This window comes from Clostridium chrysemydis, from assembly GCF_015234215.1.
GTDB lineage: Bacteria > Bacillota > Clostridia > Clostridiales > Clostridiaceae > Clostridium > Clostridium chrysemydis.
The window spans coordinates 1-24,496 of the sequence record NZ_JADEKP010000006.1 but is presented as its reverse complement, the minus strand read 5'-3'; the positions used below and the strand labels follow the sequence as shown (position 1 = coordinate 24,496).

20 protein-coding genes are annotated in these 24,496 nt (G+C 29.2%); 17 read left to right on the top strand and 3 right to left on the bottom strand.

The window, feature by feature from the left end; all coding sequences use genetic code 11:
• Window positions 1-1,494 (top strand): carboxypeptidase M32, encoded by a 1,494-nt coding sequence (locus INR60_RS13770; RefSeq protein WP_194192081.1) that lies wholly within the window; start codon window positions 1-3, stop codon window positions 1,492-1,494.
• Between the two features lie 38 nt (window positions 1,495-1,532).
• Here the strand turns inward: INR60_RS13770 and glsA are convergent, their stop codons facing one another.
• Entirely contained in the window at window positions 1,533-2,456 is a 924-nt protein-coding gene (gene glsA, locus INR60_RS13765) for a glutaminase A (RefSeq protein ID WP_194192080.1), read from the bottom strand.
• Between the two features lie 409 nt (window positions 2,457-2,865).
• Between glsA and INR60_RS13760 the strand changes: the two genes are divergently transcribed.
• The 7 genes from INR60_RS13760 (at window position 2,866) to INR60_RS13730 (ending at window position 12,332) form a co-directional block, all read left to right on the top strand.
• Window positions 2,866-4,077 (top strand): ammonium transporter, encoded by a 1,212-nt coding sequence (locus tag INR60_RS13760; RefSeq protein ID WP_194192079.1) that lies wholly within the window; start codon window positions 2,866-2,868, stop codon window positions 4,075-4,077.
• A gap of 511 nt (window positions 4,078-4,588) precedes the next feature.
• Window positions 4,589-6,217 (top strand): glutamate/gamma-aminobutyrate antiporter, encoded by a 1,629-nt coding sequence (gadC, locus tag INR60_RS13755; protein ID WP_194192078.1) that lies wholly within the window; start codon window positions 4,589-4,591, stop codon window positions 6,215-6,217.
• 82 nt (window positions 6,218-6,299) lie between these two features.
• The gene (gene gad, locus INR60_RS13750; protein WP_194192077.1) at window positions 6,300-7,700 is read left to right on the top strand and encodes a glutamate decarboxylase; all 1,401 of its coding nucleotides are present in this window, start codon (window positions 6,300-6,302) and stop codon (window positions 7,698-7,700) included.
• Between the two features lie 276 nt (window positions 7,701-7,976).
• The gene (locus INR60_RS13745; RefSeq protein ID WP_194192076.1) at window positions 7,977-9,053 is read left to right on the top strand and encodes a pyridoxal-phosphate-dependent aminotransferase family protein; all 1,077 of its coding nucleotides are present in this window, start codon (window positions 7,977-7,979) and stop codon (window positions 9,051-9,053) included.
• 20 nt (window positions 9,054-9,073) lie between these two features.
• Complete coding sequence (locus tag INR60_RS13740; protein ID WP_194192075.1) at window positions 9,074-9,982, top strand: D-2-hydroxyacid dehydrogenase; 909 nt, start codon at window positions 9,074-9,076, stop codon at window positions 9,980-9,982.
• Between the two features lie 145 nt (window positions 9,983-10,127).
• Window positions 10,128-11,381, top strand: a complete 1,254-nt coding sequence (locus INR60_RS13735; protein WP_194192074.1) for a DUF1015 domain-containing protein — start codon at window positions 10,128-10,130, stop codon at window positions 11,379-11,381.
• A 114-nt stretch (window positions 11,382-11,495) separates the two neighbouring features.
• A complete protein-coding gene (locus tag INR60_RS13730) occupies window positions 11,496-12,332 on the top strand; it encodes a formate/nitrite transporter family protein (protein ID WP_194192073.1) in 837 nt (278 codons plus the stop codon).
• Between the two features lie 188 nt (window positions 12,333-12,520).
• Here INR60_RS13730 and INR60_RS13725 read toward each other — a convergent pair whose 3' ends face one another.
• A complete protein-coding gene (locus tag INR60_RS13725) occupies window positions 12,521-13,213 on the bottom strand; it encodes a 5'-methylthioadenosine/adenosylhomocysteine nucleosidase (RefSeq protein WP_194192072.1) in 693 nt (230 codons plus the stop codon).
• Window positions 13,214-13,375: 162 nt separating this feature from the next.
• Here INR60_RS13725 and INR60_RS13720 point away from each other — a divergent pair, with 162 nt between their 5' ends.
• From INR60_RS13720 to srtD, 6 genes are all read left to right on the top strand, one after another.
• Window positions 13,376-14,137, top strand: coding sequence for a tRNA threonylcarbamoyladenosine dehydratase (locus INR60_RS13720; RefSeq protein ID WP_194192071.1), 762 nt, complete (start codon window positions 13,376-13,378; stop codon window positions 14,135-14,137).
• A gap of 228 nt (window positions 14,138-14,365) precedes the next feature.
• Window positions 14,366-15,256 carry an ABC transporter ATP-binding protein gene (locus INR60_RS13715; protein WP_194192070.1) on the top strand — a complete coding sequence of 297 codons (891 nt, stop codon included), beginning with the start codon at window positions 14,366-14,368 and terminating at the stop codon, window positions 15,254-15,256.
• Window positions 15,253-16,404 carry an ABC transporter permease gene (locus tag INR60_RS13710; protein WP_194192069.1) on the top strand — a complete coding sequence of 384 codons (1,152 nt, stop codon included), beginning with the start codon at window positions 15,253-15,255 and terminating at the stop codon, window positions 16,402-16,404. Before INR60_RS13715 ends, INR60_RS13710 begins: the two co-directional genes overlap by 4 nt.
• A 537-nt stretch (window positions 16,405-16,941) precedes the next feature.
• Window positions 16,942-17,874, top strand: coding sequence for a GNAT family N-acetyltransferase (locus INR60_RS13705; RefSeq protein ID WP_194192068.1), 933 nt, complete (start codon window positions 16,942-16,944; stop codon window positions 17,872-17,874).
• A gap of 16 nt (window positions 17,875-17,890) precedes the next feature.
• Window positions 17,891-18,748 carry a glucose PTS transporter transcription antiterminator GlcT gene (gene glcT / locus INR60_RS13700; protein WP_194192067.1) on the top strand — a complete coding sequence of 286 codons (858 nt, stop codon included), beginning with the start codon at window positions 17,891-17,893 and terminating at the stop codon, window positions 18,746-18,748.
• Between the two features lie 63 nt (window positions 18,749-18,811).
• Window positions 18,812-19,426, top strand: coding sequence for a class D sortase, LPxTATN-specific (srtD, locus tag INR60_RS13695; protein ID WP_238480457.1), 615 nt, complete (start codon window positions 18,812-18,814; stop codon window positions 19,424-19,426).
• Between the two features lie 51 nt (window positions 19,427-19,477).
• Here the strand turns inward: srtD and INR60_RS13690 are convergent, their stop codons facing one another.
• The gene (locus INR60_RS13690) at window positions 19,478-19,969 is read right to left on the bottom strand and encodes a PTS sugar transporter subunit IIA (RefSeq protein ID WP_194192065.1); all 492 of its coding nucleotides are present in this window, start codon (window positions 19,967-19,969) and stop codon (window positions 19,478-19,480) included.
• A gap of 409 nt (window positions 19,970-20,378) precedes the next feature.
• Between INR60_RS13690 and nagE (INR60_RS13685) the strand changes: the two genes are divergently transcribed.
• The 3 genes from nagE (INR60_RS13685) to INR60_RS13675 all read left to right on the top strand — a co-directional run bounded on the left by nagE (INR60_RS13685) (window position 20,379) and on the right by INR60_RS13675 (window position 24,191).
• Window positions 20,379-21,788 carry an N-acetylglucosamine-specific PTS transporter subunit IIBC gene (gene nagE, locus INR60_RS13685; RefSeq protein ID WP_194192064.1) on the top strand — a complete coding sequence of 470 codons (1,410 nt, stop codon included), beginning with the start codon at window positions 20,379-20,381 and terminating at the stop codon, window positions 21,786-21,788.
• Window positions 21,789-22,144: 356 nt separating this feature from the next.
• Window positions 22,145-23,566, top strand: coding sequence for an N-acetylglucosamine-specific PTS transporter subunit IIBC (gene nagE / locus INR60_RS13680; RefSeq protein ID WP_194192063.1), 1,422 nt, complete (start codon window positions 22,145-22,147; stop codon window positions 23,564-23,566).
• A 118-nt stretch (window positions 23,567-23,684) separates the two neighbouring features.
• Window positions 23,685-24,191, top strand: a complete 507-nt coding sequence (locus INR60_RS13675; protein ID WP_194192062.1) for a hypothetical protein — start codon at window positions 23,685-23,687, stop codon at window positions 24,189-24,191.
• The last annotated feature ends 305 nt before the right edge of the window (window positions 24,192-24,496 follow it).

The following is a 24,496-nucleotide window of genomic DNA, read 5'->3' as shown; positions in this document are numbered from 1 at the left end:
ATGAGAGAAGAAAAACTTAAAGAATTAAAAAAATATATTGAATCTATTGCAGTTACTAATAGGGCTTTAGAAGTTGTGTATTGGGATATGCAAACAAAGATGCCTAAAAAGGCAATAGAGCAAAGAGCTGAAATCGTAGAGCACTTATCTGCTGAATCTTTTAAGATGACAACTTCAGATAAAATGTTTGAACTTTTAAATTATTTCGCGGGAAATAACGAAGATCTTTCAGAAATAGACAAAGCTATGATAAAGCTTTATAGAAAAGAATATGAAGAGACTAACAAAATACCTGAAACAAGATACAGAGAATTTACTATAGCATCAACTCTTTCACAAGGGGCATGGGAAGAAGCAAGAGAAAAAAATGATTTTGAAATATTTAAGCCACACCTAAAAAATATGGTAGAATTTCAAAAAGAATTTATAAGATACTGGGGCTTCGAGAAGAATCCATACGATACTCTTTTAGATAAATATGAAGAGGGAATGACTGTAGAAAAGCTAGATAAAATATTTAAAGAACTTAAAGACGGAATATTAGATATATTAGCTAAAATAAAAAAATCTAACAAAAAAATAGATAGAAGTTTCTTCGTAGGAGATTTTAAAAAAGAAAATCAAGAGAAGTTTTCTAAGTTTGTTTTAAGAAAGATGGGATATGACTTTGATTTTGGTAGATTAGATGAGAGCACGCATCCATTTACTATAGGTTTTGGAAACAAGGACGTTAGAATAACTACAAACTACAATAATGATTTTACATCATGTCTTTATAGTTGCATTCACGAGGCAGGGCATGGAATTTACGAACAAGATATTCCAGATTCTATGCAAAAAACAGGTTTAGATTCAGCTATATCAATGAGTATACACGAATCTCAATCAAGATTTTATGAAAATCTTATAGGGAGAAGTAAGGCGTTTTGGAAGTACTTTATAAATTATGCAAAATACGAATTTGAAGAATTTAGTGATATAAGTTTTGAGGATTTTTACGATGCTATAAATTACGTAGAGCCTTCTTTAATAAGAACAGAGGCGGATGAATTAACTTATAGTATTCACATAATTATAAGATATGAAATAGAAAAGGCACTTATAAATGGAGATATAGATGTAGACAGTGTAGAGAAAATGTGGAACTCTAAATATAAAGAATATTTAGGGGTAGAACCAACTGATGATAATTCAGGAATTCTTCAAGATATACATTGGTCTGACGGTTCTTTTGGATACTTCCCAAGTTATGCTTTAGGAAATCTTTATGGAGCGCAAATGTTATACACTATGACTAAAGAATATAAAAATATTTATAAAGATATAGAAAATGGAGAGTTATTAGGTGTTAAAGATTGGCTTAAAGATAATGTTCACAAGTATGGAGCTATGTATTCACCTAGCAAAATAATAAAAATAGTAAGCGGTGAGGAATTAAACCCTAAATACTTCTTAGACTATTTAAAAGATAAATATTTAGAAATATATAAATAAAAAAAGATGATGAATTAAAAATTCATCATCTTTTTTTATTATCTAAATATATCTAATTCGTATTCAGTACATAAATCTTTTAAAAGCTTCATACTAGCTACACTGTTGCCAGGAACATCTAATGCAGGACTAAATAATCCTATACCACATTTATTAGGAACAGCAACTAATATTCCTCCGCCTACTCCGCTTTTAGCAGGAACCCCTATGTGAACTGAGAAAGTACCAGATTCATCGTATAATCCGCAAGAAGTCATTAAAGATTTTACTATTGTAGCTACTTCTTCATCGAAAAGACGTTCTTTATTCCAAGGGCAAACACCTCTGTTAGCTAAAACAGCACCCATATTAGCTAATCCTTCAGCAGTTACAAGCATTGAGCATTGTCTAAAATAAGAATCTAAAACATCATCTACATCGAAATCAGCTATATCATTACCTTTCATATAGAAAGCAAGAGATCTATTTACGTCTCCAGTACGTTTTTCAGATAAATATATATCGGTGTCTAATGTTATATTAGAGTCATTCATTATTTTTTTGAAAAAGTCTAATATTCTAGCTGAACGTTCGTCTGAATCTTTTCCTTTCACTAATGAGTTTGTTGCTATCGCACCAGCATTAACGAATGGGTTAGTAGGCTTTTCACCGTGTCTAATTTCCATATTCATAATTGAGTTAAAAGGAAATCCTGTAGGTTCAGTTCCAATTTTACTAAATACAAAATCTAAACCATTATCAAGAATTGCAAGAATTAATACAGGAACTTTAGAAATACTTTCTATAGCAAATCTAACGTTTGAATCTCCGGCATTAAAAGCTTTATTTTCTTTTAAATCAACTATGCTAACTCCTAGTTGGTTAGGATCAACTTTAGCTAAAGCTGGAATATAAGTTGCAACATGTCCATCTTTTATAAAAGCCTTATTTTTTTCTACTAGCTTATTTAAATTATCAATCATCAAAATCACCTCATAAAATTAAATTTATTCTTTAATTACAGGATAGCACTTATAAAATCTCTAAACAGTTAACTTAATATGAATAATATAACAAAAAATAACAGTTTTAGACCAAAGGTTAAAAGTTTAGTTAATTATATGGTAATTGATAGATTTAATTGTAAAATAAATCAATATAATTGAATAAAGTGGAAAATAAATAGGCTAAATAAGAAGACTTAATAGAAATTTAAAATAAAAAAAGTACTTTTCAAGTTAGCAATGCATTAAAACAAGAAAAAATAGTTAATTAATATGGTATTAATGTAAAGTATGTAATTTAAATGTAAAAAAACATAATATGTACCCAAAAAAATACATATTAGATATAAAATAAAAAAGAAATTATATAGAGAGGAGTTTTTTTATTATGGGAGCGATAAATAGTGGTAACACGGCATTTATGATTATATGTACCGCTATGGTATGTTTAATGACACCAGGTCTTGCTTTATTTTATGGAGGCCTTGTTAGAAAGAAAAATGTATTAGTTATGATGATGCAGAGTTTTATTTCTATGGGAATTGTAACAATCATATGGATATTTGGAGGATTTAGTTTAGCTTATGGAACAGATCACGCTGGTATTATAGGAAGCATTAGTCAGTTTTTTGGCATGAATTCAGTAGGACTTGCACCAAACCCAAGTTATGGTGCAACAATACCGTTTGTTATGTTTTTTGCGTATCAATTGATGTTTGCTATAATAACAGCACCTTTAATGACAGGAGCATTTGCAGATAGATTAAATCTAAAAGGGTATATATTAATATTGATAGCTTGGACTATTCTTATTTATATACCAGTATGCCACTGGATTTGGGGTGGAGGATTTTTAGAAAAGTTAGGATTTATAGATTTTGCAGGAGGAACAGTAATACACGTAAGTGCAGGATTTGGTGCATTAGCATCTGTAATTTATCTAGGAAAAAGAGTTATAAAAAAAGGTGAAAACTTAGATCCTAATAACTTAGTAATAGTTGCAATAGGTACTGGACTGTTATGGTTTGGATGGTTTGGATTCAATGCAGGAGGCTCTCTTGCAGCAGATAAAATTGCAGCAGCAGCCTTTGTAAATACAGCAATAGCTGCATCTGTTGGAATGATAGTTTGGACTATAATATCAGTAACTATAAATAAAAAATTAAAATTTGTAGACTTATTAACTGGTGCAGTTGCAGGTCTTGCAACTATAACTCCTTGCGCTGGATATGTAGACCCTAAAGCTGCAGTTATTATAGGTATTATAGGACCTATAGTTAGTTTTGTAAGTATAGCAGTAAGAAGAAAAATGAAATGGGATGATGCGCTAGATGTTTGGGGTGTTCACGGTATGGGAGGCTTAACTGGAAGTATTTTAGTTGGTATCTTTGCATCTGTAGCAGTAAATACAGTAGATGGTGGTATGCATCAAATGTTTATACAAATACTTGGCGTATTAATAGTTGCAATATACTCTTTTGTTGTGACTATGATAATACTAAAAGTTATAGATAGTATCTATCCTATAAGAGCAACTGAAAAAGAACAATTAAGAGGTCTTGATAACACTTTGCTTGGTGAAGATGCTTACTGGGAATAAAACAAAGAATTTAAATTTAAGCTTTCAAAATGCTAAACTTAGCATTTTGAAAGCTTTTTTTATTAAATTAATTAACTAAAGGAAAAAAATAGAACAAATGTATGAAGAATGTTATCAAAATATACTTAAAACCATCAATATGTAAAGAAATTGAAGTTTTTGAAATAATAAACGCAGATTTAATGTAATAAGTGTTTGTATATGCAATTAAAATATACGTTAAATGGCTATATTACTATGTTTAGCAAAATTTACAAATATAGAAAAAGTTAAAAAAATAGGCCTTAGCCCTTGAAAATACAGAGATTAAGCTTAATCTCTGTATTTTATATTTAGAAAAAGTTAGTAAAACTAAGATTAAGGTATCTTAGGCTATCTTTAGGTATATAAGTTAAGTTAAAGGTTAAATTTGAATATTAATATGGTTTTATAGCAAAATATGTGGATTTACACTAAAAAATGGCATTGATATACTTGGGTTATAAACAAACATTGAAAGGATTTGATAAAAATGGATAATGGATCAAAAAATAAAAGTGTGCCATTAACTCCACCGGGTGCTTCTAAAAAGAATTTAACTTTATTTGGATTCTTCGCTATGACAGCATCAATGGTTATGGCAGCATATGAATATCCAACATTTGCAACATCAGGATTTAGCTTAGTGTTTTATCTTCTAGCAGGTGGATTTTTATGGTTTATACCAGTTGCATTATGTGCCGCTGAAATGGCAACAGTAGATGGTTGGCAAACAGGTGGTGTATTTGCTTGGGTTGGAAATACTTTAGGAGAAAAATATGGATTTGCAGCGATAGCATTTCAATTCTTTGAAATTTCAATAGGATTTATAACAATGTTATATTTCATTTTAGGTGCATTGTCATATGTTTTAGATTTTCCAGCACTTAATACAGATCCAACTATAAAATTTATTGGTGTTTTAGTAGTATTTTGGATTTTAACTTTCACACAGTTAGCAGGAACAAAATATACAGCTAAAATAGCACAAGTCGGATTTATAATAGGTATCGTAGTTCCATCAGTAATTTTATTTGGATTAGCAATTGCATATATTGTTCAAGGTAACCCACTTAACGTTAAAATTAGTGCAGAAACATTTTTCCCAGACTTTACTAAATTAAACACAATGGTAGTATTCGTATCATTTATACTAGCTTATATGGGAGTTGAAGCTTCAGCAACTCACGCTAATGAAATGAAAAATCCTAAAAGGGATTACCCATTAGCTATGATTATATTAGTTGTTTGTGCAATAGTTTTAGACACAATCGGTGGTCTTTCAGTAGCAGCAGTAATACCAAAAGAACAATTAAACTTAAGTTCAGGAGTTATACAAACATTCCAAGCTTTAGTAGCTCACTTTACACCAAATGGTGATTGGATAGTTAAAATAATTGCATTATTAATAGCTGTCGGAGTTAGTGCAGAAGTTAGTGCTTGGGTTGTAGGACCTTCAAGAGGTATGTACGTTGCAGCTCAAAAAGGTATATTACCTGCAGTATTTAAAAAAGTAAATAAACACGATGTACCTACACCATTAATTATGGTACAAGGTATCATAGTAACAATTTGGGCAGCACTTCTAACTTTCGGAGGTGGAGGAAACAACGTTTCATTCCTAACTGCTATGTCACTTACAGTTGTTGTTTACTTAATTACTTATTTCTTATTCTTTATTGCATATTTTAAATTAGTATTAAAAGAAAAAGATTTAAAAAGAGCTTACCAAGTACCAGGCGGTACAGTAGTAAAAATGATAATCTCAATCGTCGGTTTTGTTATGTCAATAATCGCATTTGTAATTTCTTTCGTACCACCATCATCTTTAAGTGGTTCAAGTGCAAAAGAATACGAAGCAATATTAATAGTTGGATTTATCGTAGTATTAATAATACCATTTGCAATTTATGCAGTTCACGATAAATCAGCTCATAAAAAAGTAAAAGAACCAGAAGTTATGACAAGTGATGAAGTAAATAAATTTGTTCCTCCAATTGCAAGAGGACAACACAGAATTATGCCAGAACCTGAAGATTATATGAATCAAGATGATAGCATAAATCATGAAAATAATGTTAGTGTAAATAAAATAAATACAGATAATAAAAACAATAATTAGATAATTTGTTTACCTATAAGAGAAATTTTAAATTAATCTTTTAGATGAATATGAAATATATTAATTTTAGGGAGGTTTTACTATGTTATTTAGTAAAGAAAATAGAGAATTAAAAGACACTTATAGGACACCTATTTTTGGTACATTAGAAGAAGATGTTGATTTACCAAAATATAAGATGCCAAAAGGATCATTAGAACCAAGAGTATCATACAGATTAGTTAAAGACGAATTAATGGATGAGGGTAATGCTAGAATGAATTTAGCAACTTTTTGCCAAACTTACATGGAGCCAGAGGCTACTAAGTTAATGTCAGAAACATTAGAAAAAAATGCTATAGATAAGTCAGAATATCCTCAAACAACTGAAATAGAAAATAGATGCGTAAATATTATAGCTGATTTATGGCACGCACCAGAAGATAAAAAATTTATGGGAACTTCAACAGTTGGATCATCAGAAGCATGTATGCTTGGTGGTATGGCTATGAAATTCAGATGGAGAAACAGAGCAGAAAAATTAGGAATAGATGTAAATGCTAAAAAACCAAACCTTGTAATATCTTCAGGATATCAAGTTTGCTGGGAAAAATTCTGTGTATATTGGGACATAGAAATGAGAACAGTACCAATGGAAAAAGATATGAGATACTTAGATGCAAGTAAAGTTTTAGATTATGTTGATGAATATACAATCGGTATAGTTGGAATACTTGGTATAACATATACAGGAAGATATGATGATATAAAAGCTTTAGATAAAGTAATTGGAGAATACAACAAAACTGCAAAATTAAGTGTTCCAATTCACGTTGATGCAGCTTCAGGTGGATTATATGCACCATTTGTTACTCCAGACTTAGTTTGGGATTTTAAATTAGAAAACGTAGTATCAATAAGTACTTCAGGACATAAATACGGTTTAGTATATCCAGGTATAGGTTGGGTTCTTTGGAAAGATGAAGAATACTTACCTAAAGAATTAATATTTGAAGTAAGTTACTTAGGAGGAAAAATGCCAACTATGGCAATTAACTTCTCAAGAAGTGCAAGTCAAATTATAGGTCAATACTATAACTTCGTAAGATTTGGATTTGATGGATATAAAAAAATACATGAAAGAACTAGAGATGTAGCTATGTTCTTATCTAAAGAACTTGAAAAAACAGGATTATTTGAAATTTATAATGACGGTTCAAATTTACCTATCGTATGTTATAAATTAAAAGATGATGCAAATGTTGACTGGACATTATACGATCTATCAGACAGATTATTAATGAAAGGATGGCAAGTACCAGCTTACCCTCTACCAGCTAATTTACAAGAAACAATAATCCAACGTTTCGTATGTCGTGCAGACCTTGGACACAATATGGCAGAACAATTAGTTATTGATTTAAATACTGCTATAAAAGATTTAAACGAAGCACGTATTTTAAAAGCTGACCCAAGAAAAGAATCTTATGGATTCACTCATTAAAATAAAAGTTTTCCTTTCAATCAATGAAAAGAAAAGTCTCTATTAATATAGAGGCTTTTCTTTTTTTATACAGTATATTAAAAAGAATATAAGCAAAAGTATTATGGTTTATCTATATTTTCTTTAAGATAATAAGCTTTGTCCGTAAAATAGAAACATTTTTTCAAGTGGTGTGTATATAATTAAAGTAGATGTAAAAATATTTGTAAAAAAAGTAATATAGTAGTAAAATCAATTTTAACAATTAATAAGCGTAAAAATTTGGGAGGGGTTTAAATGCACAAAAAGTTATTTATACCAGGGCCTGTAGAAGTAAGGCCTGACGTGCTTCAAAAGATGGCAGAGCCTATGATAGGGCACAGGAGCAAAGATGCTTCTATAATTCAAAGAAGAATAAGTGATAATTTAAGAAAGATATTTTTTACAGATAGTGAGATATTACTTTCAACAACTTCGGGTAGCGGTTTGATGGAAGGGGCAGTTAGATCGTGTACTTTAAAAAAGGCAGCTATTTTTTCAGTAGGTGCTTTTGGGAAAAGATTTTATGAAATGGCAATATCTAATAATGTAAAAGCTGATTTATTTGAATTTGAAATGGGTCAAGCTGTAGATGTTGAAAAAGTAGATAGTGTATTAAAAACTGGTGAGTATGATTTAATTACTATAACTCACAACGAAACTTCTACAGGAATTATGAACCCTATAGAAGAGATAGGCGAAGTCGTTAAAAAGTATAAAGATGTGGTATTTGTAGTTGATGCTGTAAGTTCAGCTGTTGGAACTAAAATAGAAGTAGATAAATGTAATATAGATATCTTAATAACATCTACTCAAAAGGCTATAGGACTTCCTCCAGGGCTTTCAATTTGCACATTCTCAAACAAAGCAAAAGAAAGAGCTGAAAAGGTACCAAATAGGGGATACTATTTAGACCTATTAACTCTATATAAATACATCCAAAAGAAGGATTATCAATATCCGTCAACACCATCTTTATCACATATGTTCGCTCTAGATTATCAGCTTGATTATATTTTAAATAAAGAAGGTCTTCAAAATAGGTTTGACAGGCATATAGCTATGGCTGAATACGTAAGGGAATGGGGAAGAAAGTATTTTGAATTATTTGCAGACGAAAACAATTTATCAAATACTCTTACAACTATTAAAAATACTAGAGGTATAAGTGTAGCAGAACTTAATAAAGAACTGGGTAATAGAGGATATACTATATCAAATGGATATGGTTCTTTAAAGGAAAAGACTTTTAGAATAGCTCATATGGCAGATTGTAGTATGGATGATTTAAAAGATTTATTAGGGAATATAGAAGATATTTTAAAGTTAAAATAATAAATAAGGGGGCAAAGGGTTTGTATAGAGTTTTGACAAATGACGGTTTACAAAAAGGGGCTATAGAGACGTTAGAAAACTTAGGCTTTGAAGTAGTAAATACTCATTACGATATGGATGTTTTAGGAGAAAAACTTAAAGAGTTTGATGCTATAGTAATAAGAAGTGCAACAAAACTTAAAAGAGATATCTTAGAAGAAGGGTCTAAAGGAAAATTAAAACTTGCAATAAGGGCAGGGGTAGGGATAGATAATATAGATGTTTTAAGTGCAAAAGAGTTTGGAGTTGAAGTTAAAAATACTCCAAACGCAAGTTCAGATTCAGTAGCGGAACTTGCAATAGCACATATGCTTTCAGTAGCTAGATTCTTAGGTGTTTCTAATGCTACTATGAGAAACGGGGAGTGGAATAAAAAGTCTTACCAAGGAACAGAGATTTCAGGTAAAACCTTAGGGATATTAGGTATGGGAAGGATAGGTAGAAGCCTTGGTAAAAAGGCAACTGCACTAGGTATGAAAGTTATTTACTATACTATAGAAGGGAAACATGAAGATTTAAATTATGAATTTTTAAGCTTAGAAGATGTACTTAAAAAATCTGATTTTATTTCAATACATGTTCCATATGATAAAGAAAATGGACCTTTAATAGGTGAAAAGGAATTTGTTTTAATGAAAGAAGGCGTTTATTTAATAAACTGTGCTAGAGGAAAAGTAGTTTGTGAAGATTCACTTTTAAAAGCTTTAGATTCAGGGAAGGTATCAGGAGCTGGGATTGATGTTTTTGAAGAAGAACCGCACCCTAAGGAAGCTTTAGTAAATCATCCAAGAGTTAGTGTAAGTCCTCATATAGGTGCATCTACTAGAGAAGCTCAAGACAGAATAGGAGAAGAAGTTGTAGAAGTAATTAAAGCTTATTTTCATATTTAATATATTAATTAGGGCTATTTAAAATTTAGATAGCTCTAATTATTTAATTAATTCTTATTTATAATAAGAGGGTTTTAATAAATTTTGTTTAAATTAAATTAGTAAGAATTAATTAGATAAAATAATTTTAAAGAGAGGTAAAATTATGGCGAAGGTAAAAGGGTTTAAAGCAGTAAGACCCAAAAAAGAATTAGCATCTAAAATAGCCGCACTACCTTATGATGTTATGGATAGTGAAGAGGCAAGAGAAATTTGCAAAGATAATGAGTTTTCTTTTTTGCACGTAGATAAGGCGGAAGTAGATTTAGAGGAAAGTATAGATATTCACGATAAGAGAGTATATGAAAAAGCTAGAGATAATTTAAACTCTATGATCTCTAGAGGCGAGTTTATTGAAGATGAAGATGAATGTTTATATATTTACAGGCAAGTTATGGATGGAAGAAGTCAAACTGGGTTAGTATTTTGCGCGTCTATTGATGATTATTTAAATAACAATATTAAAAAGCATGAGTTTACTAGGGCGGATAAAGAAGAGGATAGAATAAATCATGTTGATTATTGTGATGCAAATACAGGACCAATATTTTTAACTTATAGATATAATAAATATTTAACTGAAATAGTAGATGCTTATACTAAAAAGGAATTTGAGTATGATTTTACATCTGATGATGGAATAAGACATACTGTTTGGGTTATAAATGAAGAAAATGTAGTTAAAGTTATGAAAGATTTATTTTTAGAAGTAGATAGTCTTTATATAGCAGATGGACATCACAGAAGCGCATCAGCTGCAAGGGTTTCAGAAATGAGAAGAAAAGAAAACCCAAACTACACAGGTGAAGAGGAGTTTAACTACTTTTTAGCTGTAGCTTTTCCAGATAACGAACTTCATGTTATGGATTATAACAGGGTTTGTAAGGATTTAAACGGATATAGTAAAGAAGAATTTATAAATAAGATAAAGGGCTGTTTCTATGTTGAAAAAGCAGAAGGAGATGAATTTAAAAACGGTTTTAAACCTAAAAAAAGGCATACTTTTGGAATGAATTTAGAGGGAGAGTGGTATCACTTAATAGCTAAAGAGGGTTCTTTCGATGAGTTTGACCCTATAGAAAGACTTGATGTTTCAATACTTCAAGAAAATATTTTAAAACCAGTCTTAGGGATAGAGGATGTAAGAACTTCAAACAGAATTGATTTTATAGGTGGAATAAGAGGAATAAAGGAGCTAAATAGAAGAGTAAATAAAGACATGAAAATAGCTTTTTCTATGTTCCCTACAGATATACACGATATTATGTCAGTTTCAGATATAGGAGAAGTTATGCCCCCTAAATCAACTTGGTTTGAACCAAAGCTTAGAAGCGGATTATTCATTCATAAGTTAAAGTAACTTAAATTTAAAAAATATGTTAATAATATGAATTTTTTGATATAATGGTAAAGGCTTTGCTTAGAGTTTAAGTAAAGCCTTTTAAAATACAATAAGGGCGGGGAAAATAATAAAATGGTATCAGAAGAAATCAAAAGCATTAACAAAAGTGCAAGAGAAAAAGCTTATTTAGCTCAAACTAAACCTTTAAAGTATCTAGTAAAAGGTATTATGGCAGGATTTTATTTAAGTGTTGCAGTTATTTTATCATATACTTTAGCAGCTATGACAAACGATATTTCGCCAGTTTTAGCTAAGATGTTTCCGGCATTTACTTTTTCGTTAGCGTTAGTTCTTATATGTTTACTTGGGGCAGATCTTTTTACTGGAAACTGCTTAACTATGGGGATAGCGTATTATGATAAAAAAGAAAATATAGGTTCAGTTATTAAGGTTTTAACTTTAAGTTATTTAGGAAACCTTATAGGGTGTATAATTATAGGCTTTATTTTTATTAAGAGTGGTTCAGGAAGCAATATCTTCCCAAGCTATTTACCTAAGTTAGTAGAAGCTAAAACTAGTATGGATATAAGTAGCTTAGTATTAAAAGGTATTATGTGTAACTTTGTAGTATGTATAGCTACATATGCAAATGTTAAACTAAAATCAGAATCAGCAAAGATGATAGCTATGTTTTGGCTTATAGCTGCATTTGTAATTGCAGGGTTTGAGCATAGTATAGCTAATATGGGAGTTTTCGCTATAAGCTTCTTTACAATTGGAAGTCTACCTTGGGGAGAAGTATTAAACAATATGGTTTGGGTTACTTTAGGAAATATAATAGGTGGTGGAATTTTATATGCACTTCCTCTTTATTACATGAATAAAGTAAGTCCAAAAAAGGATAGCGAAGGAAACATAATAGATTTAAAAGAGATAACTAAAGAAGAAGACAGAGAATTAGTTATTTAAATAAGTTTACATTTAATATACAAAAACTAAAAATTTTATCTATCTTAATATGATAAAATAAATTTATACAATAAATATTTAGGCTAACTAAATTAGTTTAGATATATATACCTTTAATTTTTAATATTAATGTTTACGCAAAACAGGACTATATCAATTAGTTGATATAGTCCTGTTTTGCGTAAAGCTTACATTTTTTCAATCATAGCTTTTAAAATTCTAGTTGAATTTTTAACTCCAATTGGTGTGAATTTTTCAAAATCCATATGAGCTCCATTATTTGCATTATCTGAAATAGATCTTATAACTACAAATGGAATTCCGTTAAGGTGAGCTACGTGTGCGATACTAGCACCTTCCATTTCACAAGCTAAAGCACCGAATTCATTTTCAAGCCAATGAATTTTATCTATATCAGCAACGAATTGGTCTCCTGAAACTATTCTTCCGTGGAAAGTATTAAATCCTTCTATTCCATCACAAGCTTCTTTTGCAACTTTAAATAGGCTTTCGTCTGATTTAAAATCAAATATATCAAGTCTTGGGATTTGACCGTGCTTATCTCCAAAAGCAGTTGTATCCATATCGTGTTGAACTAGGTTTTCAGCTATAACTACATCACCAGGGTAGATATCTTTACCTATTCCGCCAGCAACTCCAACGTTTATTACAGCATTTACATTATATTCTGATATAAGGATTTGAGTACAGATTGCAGCGTTAACTTTACCTATTCCACAAACTACAGCAACAACATCCTTATTCCAAAGCTTACCTTTATAAAAAGTCATATTTGCTTTTATTTTTTTATCTTCTACTTTCATATCTTGTAGAAGTATTTCTAATTCTTCGCTCATAGCGCCAATGATTCCGATAACCATAATTATTTCCTCCAAATTAAATAAAATCTAACTTCTATTATAGGTATTAAAGATTATTAAGTAAACCCTTGTGCATACTAGAAAGATAAAATAAAATATAAGTTATATATTAATAAATATAGTTAAATATAAAACTATAAGAGAAAAGGAGAGTTTAGATATATGTCAGCACAACACTCACTATCAAGAACTGAATTATTAATTGGAAGAGATGGTTTAGATAAATTAAAGAATGCTAAAGTTATAGTGTTTGGAGTAGGTGGAGTTGGAAGTTTTACTGTTGAAGCTTTAACTAGAGCTGGAGTAGGTAATATTACTTTAGTAGATGATGATACAGTTTGTTTAACTAACCTTAACAGACAAATACACGCAAATTATAATACTATAAGCAAAGTTAAAGTAGATGTTATGAAAGAGAGAATTCTTTCTATAAACCACAAGTGTAACGTAGAAACTCATCAAACATTTGTAACTAAAGATAATTTAGAAGAGTTTAATTTAAAAGATTATGATTACGTAGTAGATGCTATAGATACTGTAAGTGCAAAAATAGCCCTTGCAGAATATTGCTATAAAAATGAAATAAATATAATAAGTTCAATGGGAACTGGAAATAAGTTTGACCCTACTATGTTTAAGGTATCAGATATTCACAAAACAAAAGTTTGTCCTTTAGCAAAAGTTATGAGAAGCGAACTTAAAAAAAGAGGAATTAAAAAATTAAAGGTTGTTTATTCAGAAGAGTTACCAACTAAACCTAAAAGTGAAGATGTAGTTACTTGCAAAACAGGTTGTGTTTGTACTGGAGGAACTAAAAAATGTGCATCTAAAAGACAAATACCTGGAAGTATTTCATTTGTACCGCCAGTTGCAGGAATGATAATAGGTGGAGAAGTTATTAAGGATATAATAGGAATAAAATAATTAAAAGGCTGCTTTAAATGCAGTCTTTATTTACTAGAGTGGCGAGAGCCACTTTTTTTTATGTAAAAAATAAGAAGTGAAATTATTAGAAGATGTAATATTAAAGGTGAATGTCAAACAAAATATCTAAACTGTAAGAGGGATTGGGTTAAATTTGACTGTAAAATTATGTAAATAGTATTATATATTAAGAATCTTAGATTAATAAAGCAGTTAAGAGGTGAAAAATTGTTAGAAGTTAAAAATATTTCTAAAAGATTTAATGATATAAAGGTCTTAGAAAATATATCCTTTACTATAAAAAATGGAGAAATTGTTGGCTTAATAGGACCAAATGGTTCGGGGAAGTCTACATTGATGAAATGTATTTTGAAGTTATTAAAAATAGATGAGGGCGAAATAACTTTAAATAGAGAAAGTATAGAAGATTATGATGAACAATATTTTTCTTTAATTTCTGGATTAATAGAAACAGCGGATTTATACGAAAACCTAAATGGAAGGGACCATATAGATTTTATTAAAAATTATAATAGCGGTATTGTTTCAATAGATGATATTGAGGGATTTATAAATTTTAATGATAATATTTTAAAGAAAAAAGTTGGGAAGTATTCTTTTGGAATGAGACAAAAACTGTATTTAGCAATGTGTTTTATAAAATTTAAAGAAGGATTGATTCTTGACGAACCAACAAATGGAATAGATCAAGAAAGCATAAAAAAATTTAATAACATATTGTCTTTAGTGAAAAGAAATGGTGGGTTCGCTTTAATTTCATCTCATAATTTTGAAGACATTGAAGGTGTGTGTGATAGATTCATATTTTTAAAAGAAGGAAGAATTGTAGAGGTTTTATCAAAACAAGATGTATCTAATGAAAAATATTTGATTACTACAAAGTTTAAAGATGAAATTATAGAATACTTATATAAAAAAGAGTATGTTATAAAAGTTGAGAAAATAGTAGATGGAGTAATAATTAGTATTTATGATAATGAGCTTATGAAATTAGCTAATGATATTACAAGTTCAAAAATATTAATAGATGGAATTTCTCAAATTAAGAATAATATTAAAAGCAATTATTCTGAAATTTATAAGGAGGAATTACTATGATTCATTTGATAGAATTTGAAGTGAAAAAGTTATTTAAAAGCAAGATATTTATAAGTATTTTACTTTTTCTAATTTTGGCATCTATATTTTTTACTTTACAATCATTAAATTTTAGCAAGGATGATTACTATAAAACACAATTAGATAATGCTAAACAGAATTTAATACTATCAAATGAAAGGATAGAAAAACTTCAAAAAGAATTAGAAGTAAACCCAAAAGATGAACAATTAAAAGAGGATTTAGTTAATGAAAGAGAAGAAAATAAATATCAAAGTGAATTTATAAGAGCGTTAAATTCAAAGGATGATAAATTAATTATGAAAGCTTTTATTGAAGAAAAATCTAAATTTATAGAGTTACTAGACGATGGAGAAGAAAAGAATAATTTATATTATACAATAGAAAAATATAAGTATGCCTTGGAAAACAACATAGACTATTCGATATTGCGTGAGTTTGAGCCTAATGGAATAAATTCAATATTAATGAGTTTAAGAAGTATAGGGTTTATCTTACCATTAATTTTTATAATAATTGCATCTATTATTTCAACAAGTGAATTTGAAAATAAAACTAATAAGTTGTTATTTCTTTTACCTATAAAAAGTAAAAATATATATCTATCAAAGGTATTAGTATCTATATTTGCATGTTTAATTATTATGATTATTTTTATTACTATACCTTTTATTATTACATCAATAAAGTTTGGGGTTGGAGAGTTAAGGGCACCTATAGAGGTATTTAATAAAGAAGTTATTGATAGTCTAAGTAAATATGTAAATTTTGAAGCGATTTCAATTATTATATTAAAGACGATGATATATATATTATCTAGCATAATAACAATTTCATTTTTAGTAATAGGGTTTTCAACCATATTTAAAAATAAAACGAGTTCGATTGTTATATTTATATTATTATTTAGCTTTTTAAAGTATTTTAATATTGAAAATACTATTATAAATAAATTAAATTATTCTAAGTATCTAGATTATGTTTTAGTAGTGACAGGGCAAAGTTTACTTCCAAGCGAAAGTGGACTTTACTTAATTCACGGTGTTCTGTTAGGGGGTATTATTATAGTTATATCATCTATAATAGGCATTAATGAATTAAACAAATTTAGGAATATTAAAAGATAATTATTTAATAGGTAGTTTAGATTTAGAAGAGTTATTAAATAAGTATTTAAAAAATAGAAGGAAATAATAATTAGAAAAAAGTGCAAATCTAAGATTAGATATGCATTTTTTTTATTTATAGAAATTTATAAAAATTTGTAAAAAATTATATTATGAAAATTATCATTTATGTTAAGTAATATGAATAGAATGTTAGTAAAATAGATTGGATTTATATGCCTGTGGATAACTATATTAATTTATTACATAAAAAATTATAAAAAGTTTCCAAATAGTATAAAAGTCAGCAAATCTAAATAAATATCTACAAATTACACTATACAATATATGGTGTATCTAAAAAAGTTATTCACAACATGTTGATAAATCTGTGTATAACTTGGACAAACCCCATAAATGCAGAATTTGAAAAAAATAGACGAAAAAATAAAAAATATAAATTCTAATATAATAAGGTTAACTTAAATAGTTAGATAGTAAATAAGAAATATATATTATATAATAATGATATAAGAATTATATAGTGGGAGATGTAATATGTCACAAAGCAGTAAAATATCTATATCATTAAACACTGGAAGTATTACAGAGTATCTGATAAGAGATAAAAACAATATAAACATAGGAAGATTTGAAATAATTGACCTAGATAAAGAGAACAGAAAATGTGATATAAAACTTAAGTTCTATAGAGATGATAATTACAATTTAATAAAAGAGACTTTAGAGAATTTGCTAAGGGCGACTTTTAAAGACAAAGATATGTATAAAGTAAATGTAATGGTTGGTGACGGAATAAAAACATCGCCTTTTTTAGACTTAGGTTTTATTTTAGAAGGAATTATTTCAGATAATCTTATTATAAATGGTACTTCTAGGGATGAATTAGTTTTTGGTATCAATAGAGAAGATTATAATTATAAAAATTGTGAGCCTATCTTAAAATTAGAAGGAAAAAGAATTTATCTAAGAAATTTAACTCCAAATGATTCAGAAGAGATGTTAGATTATTATAAAAGGAATAAAGATCATTTAGAAAAATTTGAACCTGTTAGAGATAGTGAGTTTTATACTTTAGATATACAAAGAAGTATATTAAATGAAAGTTATAAGCAATTTTTAAATGGGTCATCTGTAGATTTTGCAATCATAAAAGATACTAAGATAATAGGAAAGATAAGAGTTTCAAATATAGTTTATGGAGTATTTAAAAATGGGATTATAGGATATTCTATAGATAAAGATTTCGAAGGCAATGGATATATGAGAGAAGCTCTTCTTTTAGCTATGAAATACTCCTTTGAAGATTTAGGACTTCATAGAGTTGAAGCTTCAGCTTTATTAGATAATGATAGATCTAATGGACTATTAAAAAGGTGTGGGTTTACTGAACTTGGAACAAACGAAAAATATTTATTTATAAATGGAGTATGGCAAGATCACAAGACATATTATAAATTAAAGGAATAGTTTTAGGTGGTGTGTTATGGAAAATATACTAAAGGGTGATATGACTTTAACTAAAGTATTCAATAATAATATAGTTTTAGTTAAGTCAGGTGGAAAAGAGAAAATATTATTTGCAAAGGGAATAGGTTTTGGTAAGAAGTTTGGAAATATAATTAAAAAGGGAACAGAAGTAGATAAGATATTCATAATAGAAGATGAAAACAACATTGAAAACTTCCAAAAGATGATGGGAAGGGTTGATGATGAATTTCTTGGTATTTGTGAAGAATTAATTTTTGATATTTCAGAGTCTTTAGGTGAGGAACTTAGTGAAAATATACACATAGGACTTATAGATCACTTATCATTTGCAGTTAAGAGATTAGAAAACAATGAAGAAATACAAAATCCATTTATAGTAGAAATAGAAACTCTATACCCTAGAGAATATGAATTAGCTAGAAATGCAGCTAAGAGATTAAGTGAAAAAATAGGGGTAGATATACCAGATGGAGAGATTGGATTTATAACTCTTCACATACATTCAGCTAGAAATAACGGTAAACTTTCAAATACTATAAAATATAGTTACTTAAGTAATACTATTGTAGAGTATGTTGAAGATGCGTTAAATATAGAGATAAGCAGAAAATCTTTAGATTATGCAAGGTTTTTAACACATATAAGGTTTGCAATAGAGAGAATTATGACTAAGAGTCCTATAGAAAATGACTTGATAAGTGTAATAAGAATAAGATATAAAAAATCTTATAAAATAGCAATTAAAATAGGAAAAATTTTAGAAGAGGAATTAGATACTAAAATAGTAGAAGATGAAATAGCTTATTTAGCTATGCATATTGAAAGATTTAGAGTGTCTGTTGAACCTAAGTAATTATAAGGGTGTTAGACTTTTTAAGTTTAGCATCCTCTTTTAAATATGATTGGAGATAGAGGTTTGAAAAAATTTAGTATAAAAAGAATTTTAGGAGTTATTCTTATATTATTTGGTATTTCTTTTATTGCATATCCTTTTATAGAAATAAAGCTAGATAATAATAAAATAAAAGATAATATAGAAGGATGGGATTCTAAGAAATCAGAAGTCCTTAAAAATATGGATAACATAAAAATAGAGGATAAAAAAGATAAAGATAAAAAACCTAAAACTATAAAGGTTGACGGAAAAGAGATATATGGAAAAATAATAGTTGAAAAAACAGGGGAGGAAATTCCTCTTTTAATAGGTGCAACTGAAGAAAATTTAAAAGATGGTGCAAATATATATGATAATGGTGTTTTACCTGGAGAAAACGGAACTGTAATTATATTAGGGCACAGGGAAACTACCTTTGGATTTTTAGAAAATATAAAAGAAAATGATAAAATAGAGATCGAAACTTTAGATGGAACTTATACTTACAAGGTAAATAAAACATTTATAACTAAGCCTGATGATGAAAAGATTTTAGAAAACAAAAAAGGAAAGAATTTAACTTTAGTAACATGCTATCCATTTAAATATGTAGGGCCAGCACCTGAAAGATTCATAGTAAATTTAACTGAGATATAAATTTAAATATTAAAAAAGGATGCTAAAAAAGCATCCCTTTAACTTTAAAAATTAAACTGTGTATTCAACTACTGTAGTTTCTCCAGCTACTGCATCTATTCCAGTTTTAGGAGTTATAGATTTAGTGCTATCAACGTTAGTTATAAGAACTGGAGTAGCTAATGAAAGACCTTTTCCTTCTATAAAAGCTCTATCAATTTTAATGATAGGAGTTCCAGCTTTAACTTTTGTTCCTTGCTCTGCTAATTGTTCGAAACCTTCACCGTTTAATGATACAGTTTCTATTCCTATATGAACTAATAATTCTATACCGTTATCTAAAGTCATTGCAAAAGCATGCTTAGTTTTGAAAACTAATGATAATTCTCCATCACAAGGTGCTACTATTGTATCTCCTGTAGCTAATATTCCTACTCCGTCTCCTGCCATTTTTTGAGCGAATACAGGGTCTGGTACTTCTGATAAATCTATTACCTTTCCGCTTACTGGTGCTACTAATTTAGGTGTTTCTTCTTTTTTATTTTTTTTAAATAATCCAAACATAATTTTCAAGTCCTTTCTTTAATACATATGAGATATATAAGTTATTATTTTATATCCTTAGTATATCACAAATCCAAATTTTTAATAAAAAAGGCATAAGTCTTCTACAAAAAGAAGAACTTATGCCTAATATTACTCAGTTACATTGTTCGATATTTATTATAATATAGCATAAAAACGTTGTCAATTAACAAATGATAAATAAAATTAAAAATATTTTTCTGAAATATGAATAATTAGCATTGCAAACGTATATATTTATGGTATAATAAGGTAAAACAGTAAAATTAAAACAGCGTGTAACCAAATTGGGCATTAGCTGAAAAGAGATAGGTAGAAAAATTCTGCTATTTCTTTTCAGCTTTTTTATATTTATTTTATATTTAATTAACAAATGGAGGGATTTATTATGGCAAAGGGAAATGGAATCTTAGGTTCATTACAGAAACTAGGGAAAGCACTTATGACACCAGTTGCATGCTTGCCGGCAGCAGCGTTACTTATGAGACTTGGAGCAGAGGATGTATTAAACATTCCTTGGATGAATGCAGCAGGAAATGCTATATTTGATAATTTAGCTATAATTTTTGCTGTAGGAATAGCTATAGGACTTGCAAAAGAAAATAATGGTGTTGCAGGACTTGCAGCAGTTATAGGTTATTTAACTCTTACTAAAGTTTCAGTAACTTTTGATAAAAGCATTAATATGGGAGTCTTAGGAGGAATATTAGTTGGTATTATTGCAGGGCTTTTATATAACAAGTTTAGGGATATTCAATTGCCACAGTTCTTGGGCTTCTTTGGAGGTAAACGTTTTGTACCAATAATTACCTCATTTGCTTGTTTACTTTTAGGAGTTGCAGCAGGGTATATTTGGCCTCAAATTCAAGGTGCTATAGATGGATTTGGTAACCAAATGGCGGCAGCTGGAGTAGTTGGAGCATTTACATTTGGAGTTTTAAATAGACTTCTTATACCGTTTGGATTACACCATGTATTAAATACAATATTCTGGTTCCAATTTGGATCATTTACAAAACCAGATGGAACTGTAGTTACAGGAGATATTAATAGGTTCTTTGCAGGAGATGCAACAGCAGGTTTATATACAACAGGATTTTATTTCATAATGATGTTTGCACTTCCAGCTGCGTGTTTTGCAATGATTTTAGCTGCTAAAAAAGAAAAGAGAAAAGCAGTTACAGGAATGCTTGCAGGTATTGCATTTACAGCATTTTTAACTGGTATTACTGAGCCTATAGAATTTACATTTATGTTCCTAGCACCTGTGCTTTATGTATTCCATGCAATAATGACAGGTATAGCACTCGCAGTAGCACATTTATTTGGAATGAAGATGGCCTTTGGATTCTCGGCGGGGCTTATCGATTATCTTTTAAGTTTTGGAATTTCAGCAAAACCTTTCTTAATAGTTGGAATAGGATTAATTTTTGCAGCTATTTACTTTGCAGTATTCTATTTTGCAATAAAGAAATTTAATTTACAAACTCCAGGAAGAGAAGAGGATGGAGAAATATTAGAAGATGCAGGACAACTTGGAAAAGGATCAAAAAAATCAGATATAGATGAAAAAGCAAAAGGTATTTTAGAGGCATTAGGAGGAGCTAGTAACATAGAAAGTTTAGATGCTTGTGTTACTAGAATAAGATTAACAGTTAAAGATATGTCAAAAGTAAATGAAGCTTCTCTTAAACGATTAGGAGCAAGTGGAATTATGAAACTAGATTCAAATAACTTGCAAGTAGTAGTAGGAACTTTAGCAGATCCTATAGTATCTCATATAAAAAGAATGATTTAAAAACTCCCCCCTAAAATTTAATAAATTATAATTAAAAAGAGTGTTGCTGTGCCGAGTGATGCTCTTTTTTGCATACATAAAATTACAATAAAACAGCTTGTTATAAGGGTTTAGTAAATAAAAATAAAAAAATCCAAAAAAATATATATGAAACCGTTGACAAGTATTTGCAAATGTATTAGAATTTAGACATAAACTTAATCGAGAAATTAATAGGCGTGTAACCGAATAAATAATTTGGGCATTAGCTGGAAAGAATAGATTTGAGACGCACTCAATCTGTATTCTTTTCAGCTTTTTTGTGTTTTCTCGAAATAGGAATTATTTTTAAAATTTAAAAAATGGAGGGATTTAACATGTCAAAAGGAAACGGAAAAATTCTTGGCGCATTACAAAAGTTAGGTAAGTCACTTATGACTCCGATCGCTTGTTTACCAGCGGCAGCGCTTCTTTTAAGATTAGGAGCACCAGACGTTTTAAACTGGCCTTGGATGAATGCAGCAGGGGCAGCTATCTTTGATAACTTACCAATATTATTTGCATTAGGTATTGCAGTTGGACTTGCAAAAGAAAATAACGGTGTTGCAGGGCTTGCAGCTGTAGTAGGGTACTTTACACTTACTAAAGTTTCAGTAACTTTCGATAAAACTATCAATATGGGAGTTTTAGGCGGTATTATAGTAGGTATAATAGCAGGGCTATTATATAATAAATTTAGAGATATTCAATTACCACAATTCTTAGGATTCTTTGGTGGTAAGAGATTTGTTCCTATAGCAACTTCAGTTTGTTGTTTAGCTTTAGGAGTTTTAGCAGGATATGTATGGCCTTCAATTCAAGGTGGAATAGATGGATTTGGTAACCAAATGGCATCAGCTGGTGTTATCGGTGCATTTATATTCGGGGTATTAAATAGATTATTAATACCATTTGGATTACACCACGTATTAAATACAATATTCTGGTTCCAATTCGGTACATTCACTAAACCTGATGGAACAGTAGTTACAGGAGATATCAACAGATTCTTCGCAGGAGACCCTACTGCAGGTTTATATACTACAGGATTCTACTTCATAATGATGTTTGCATTACCAGCAGCTTGTATAGCTATGATTTTAGCAGCTAAAAAAGAAAAGAGAAAAGCTGTTACAGGTATGTTATTAAGTATAGCATTCACAGCATTTTTAACAGGTATTACAGAACCAATAGAATTCACATTTATGTTTATAGCACCAGTACTTTATGTATTCCACGCTATAATGACAGGTCTCGCACTTGCTATAGCACAGGTTCTCGGGCTTAAGATGGCCTTTGGATTCTCCGCAGGTCTTTTAGATTACGCATTAAGCTTTAATATAGCAACTAAACCTTTAGTAATAGCTTTAGTTGGATTAATATTTGCAGCTATATACTTTGTAGTATTCTATTTTGCAATAAAGAAATTTAACATCCAAACTCCAGGTAGAGAAGAAGATGGAGAAATATTAGAAGATGAAGGTCAAATTTACGGTGAGAATGAACCTAAAAAAGCTTCATCAATAGATGAAAAGGCAGCAGGAATCTTAGAAGCATTAGGAGGCGCAAGCAACATAGTAAACTTAGATGCTTGTGTTACTAGATTAAGATTAACTGTAAATGATATGTCAAAAGTAGATGAAAAAGCTCTTAAGAGATTAGGGGCAAGTGGAGTAATGAAATTAGACGCTAAAAACTTACAAGTAGTAGTAGGAACTTTAGCAGATCCAATAGCTTCACACATGCAAAAAATGATTTAATAAGTTAAATAGTACAACCAAACATATAAAGTCTTAAATTTGTATAATTAAGATTATAGAGCTACCGTTTACGGTAGCTCTATTTATTTCTATAATAGTATTTAAGGAGATGATTTTAATGAAAGAAGTAAGTGAAAAAGAATTTAATGAAATATCTAAAGTCAAAATAGTAAATATATTAGATGGATTTGATAATTACTCTAGTGGAATAATAGAAACTTCTGATTTCGAAACTTTAAATAATATACTAAAGGATTGTTATTTTAAAAGTGAGGATGCGATTATTGATTATTATGGAAACACTATTTCAGAAGAGTCATTTAAAAATGTTATGAATAATTTAAATGAAAAAGAGAAATTACTATTAAAGGATATAAAAAATAGATTTGATAACAATACAATTTACTTTAAAAAATTTTCGTTAGAAGAACTAGAATTAATAAATAAGTTATCTATAAACGGAATTTTATTTTCAACCTATAGCTTTATATCTGATGAAGTTGTTATTTGGAGTAACTACAATAAAAAATTCCCGATATTTTTTAAAGATAATAAAACAATAGAAAAGTATAAGCAAATTTGCTCTACTTATAATGTAGGAATAGAAAATTTACTCCTAAGATAATTTTACTACACCTTACCTAGCGTGTCAGTATTAGGAATAGCTAGATAATTTGAGTTAATTTAAGTATTATTAAAATAAAGTTAAGTTAAGGTGTAGTTTGAGTCGAAGAGTGTCGATTAAGAGAGTATAATAGTCTTTGTCGCTTGGTTGCGACGGAGATTAAATGATCTTTGAAAATTGAACAGATTTATATAATACAAAACCAGCAATTCTTTTTACGAATTTAAGTTTTAAGAGTACAGATTAAACTTTTTATTGAGAGTTTGATCCTGGCTCAGGACGAACGCTGGCGGCGTGCCTAACAC

Excerpts from the sequence above, each read along its gene's own strand:
- INR60_RS13770 (WP_194192081.1), top strand. The coding sequence starts at position 1 with ATGAGAGAAGAAAAACTTAAAGAATTAAAAAAATATATTGAATCTATT.
- glsA (WP_194192080.1), bottom strand. The coding sequence starts at position 2,456 with ATGATTGATAATTTAAATAAGCTAGTAGAAAAAAATAAGGCTTTTATA.
- INR60_RS13760 (WP_194192079.1), top strand. The coding sequence starts at position 2,866 with ATGGGAGCGATAAATAGTGGTAACACGGCATTTATGATTATATGTACC.
- gadC (WP_194192078.1), top strand. The coding sequence starts at position 4,589 with ATGGATAATGGATCAAAAAATAAAAGTGTGCCATTAACTCCACCGGGT.
- gad (WP_194192077.1), top strand. The coding sequence starts at position 6,300 with ATGTTATTTAGTAAAGAAAATAGAGAATTAAAAGACACTTATAGGACA.
- INR60_RS13745 (WP_194192076.1), top strand. The coding sequence starts at position 7,977 with ATGCACAAAAAGTTATTTATACCAGGGCCTGTAGAAGTAAGGCCTGAC.
- INR60_RS13735 (WP_194192074.1), top strand. The coding sequence starts at position 10,128 with ATGGCGAAGGTAAAAGGGTTTAAAGCAGTAAGACCCAAAAAAGAATTA.
- INR60_RS13730 (WP_194192073.1), top strand. The coding sequence starts at position 11,496 with ATGGTATCAGAAGAAATCAAAAGCATTAACAAAAGTGCAAGAGAAAAA.
- INR60_RS13725 (WP_194192072.1), bottom strand. The coding sequence starts at position 13,213 with ATGGTTATCGGAATCATTGGCGCTATGAGCGAAGAATTAGAAATACTT.
- INR60_RS13720 (WP_194192071.1), top strand. The coding sequence starts at position 13,376 with ATGTCAGCACAACACTCACTATCAAGAACTGAATTATTAATTGGAAGA.
- INR60_RS13710 (WP_194192069.1), top strand. The coding sequence starts at position 15,253 with ATGATTCATTTGATAGAATTTGAAGTGAAAAAGTTATTTAAAAGCAAG.
- INR60_RS13705 (WP_194192068.1), top strand. The coding sequence starts at position 16,942 with ATGTCACAAAGCAGTAAAATATCTATATCATTAAACACTGGAAGTATT.
- glcT (WP_194192067.1), top strand. The coding sequence starts at position 17,891 with ATGGAAAATATACTAAAGGGTGATATGACTTTAACTAAAGTATTCAAT.
- INR60_RS13690 (WP_194192065.1), bottom strand. The coding sequence starts at position 19,969 with ATGTTTGGATTATTTAAAAAAAATAAAAAAGAAGAAACACCTAAATTA.
- nagE (WP_194192064.1), top strand. The coding sequence starts at position 20,379 with ATGGCAAAGGGAAATGGAATCTTAGGTTCATTACAGAAACTAGGGAAA.
- nagE (WP_194192063.1), top strand. The coding sequence starts at position 22,145 with ATGTCAAAAGGAAACGGAAAAATTCTTGGCGCATTACAAAAGTTAGGT.
- INR60_RS13675 (WP_194192062.1), top strand. The coding sequence starts at position 23,685 with ATGAAAGAAGTAAGTGAAAAAGAATTTAATGAAATATCTAAAGTCAAA.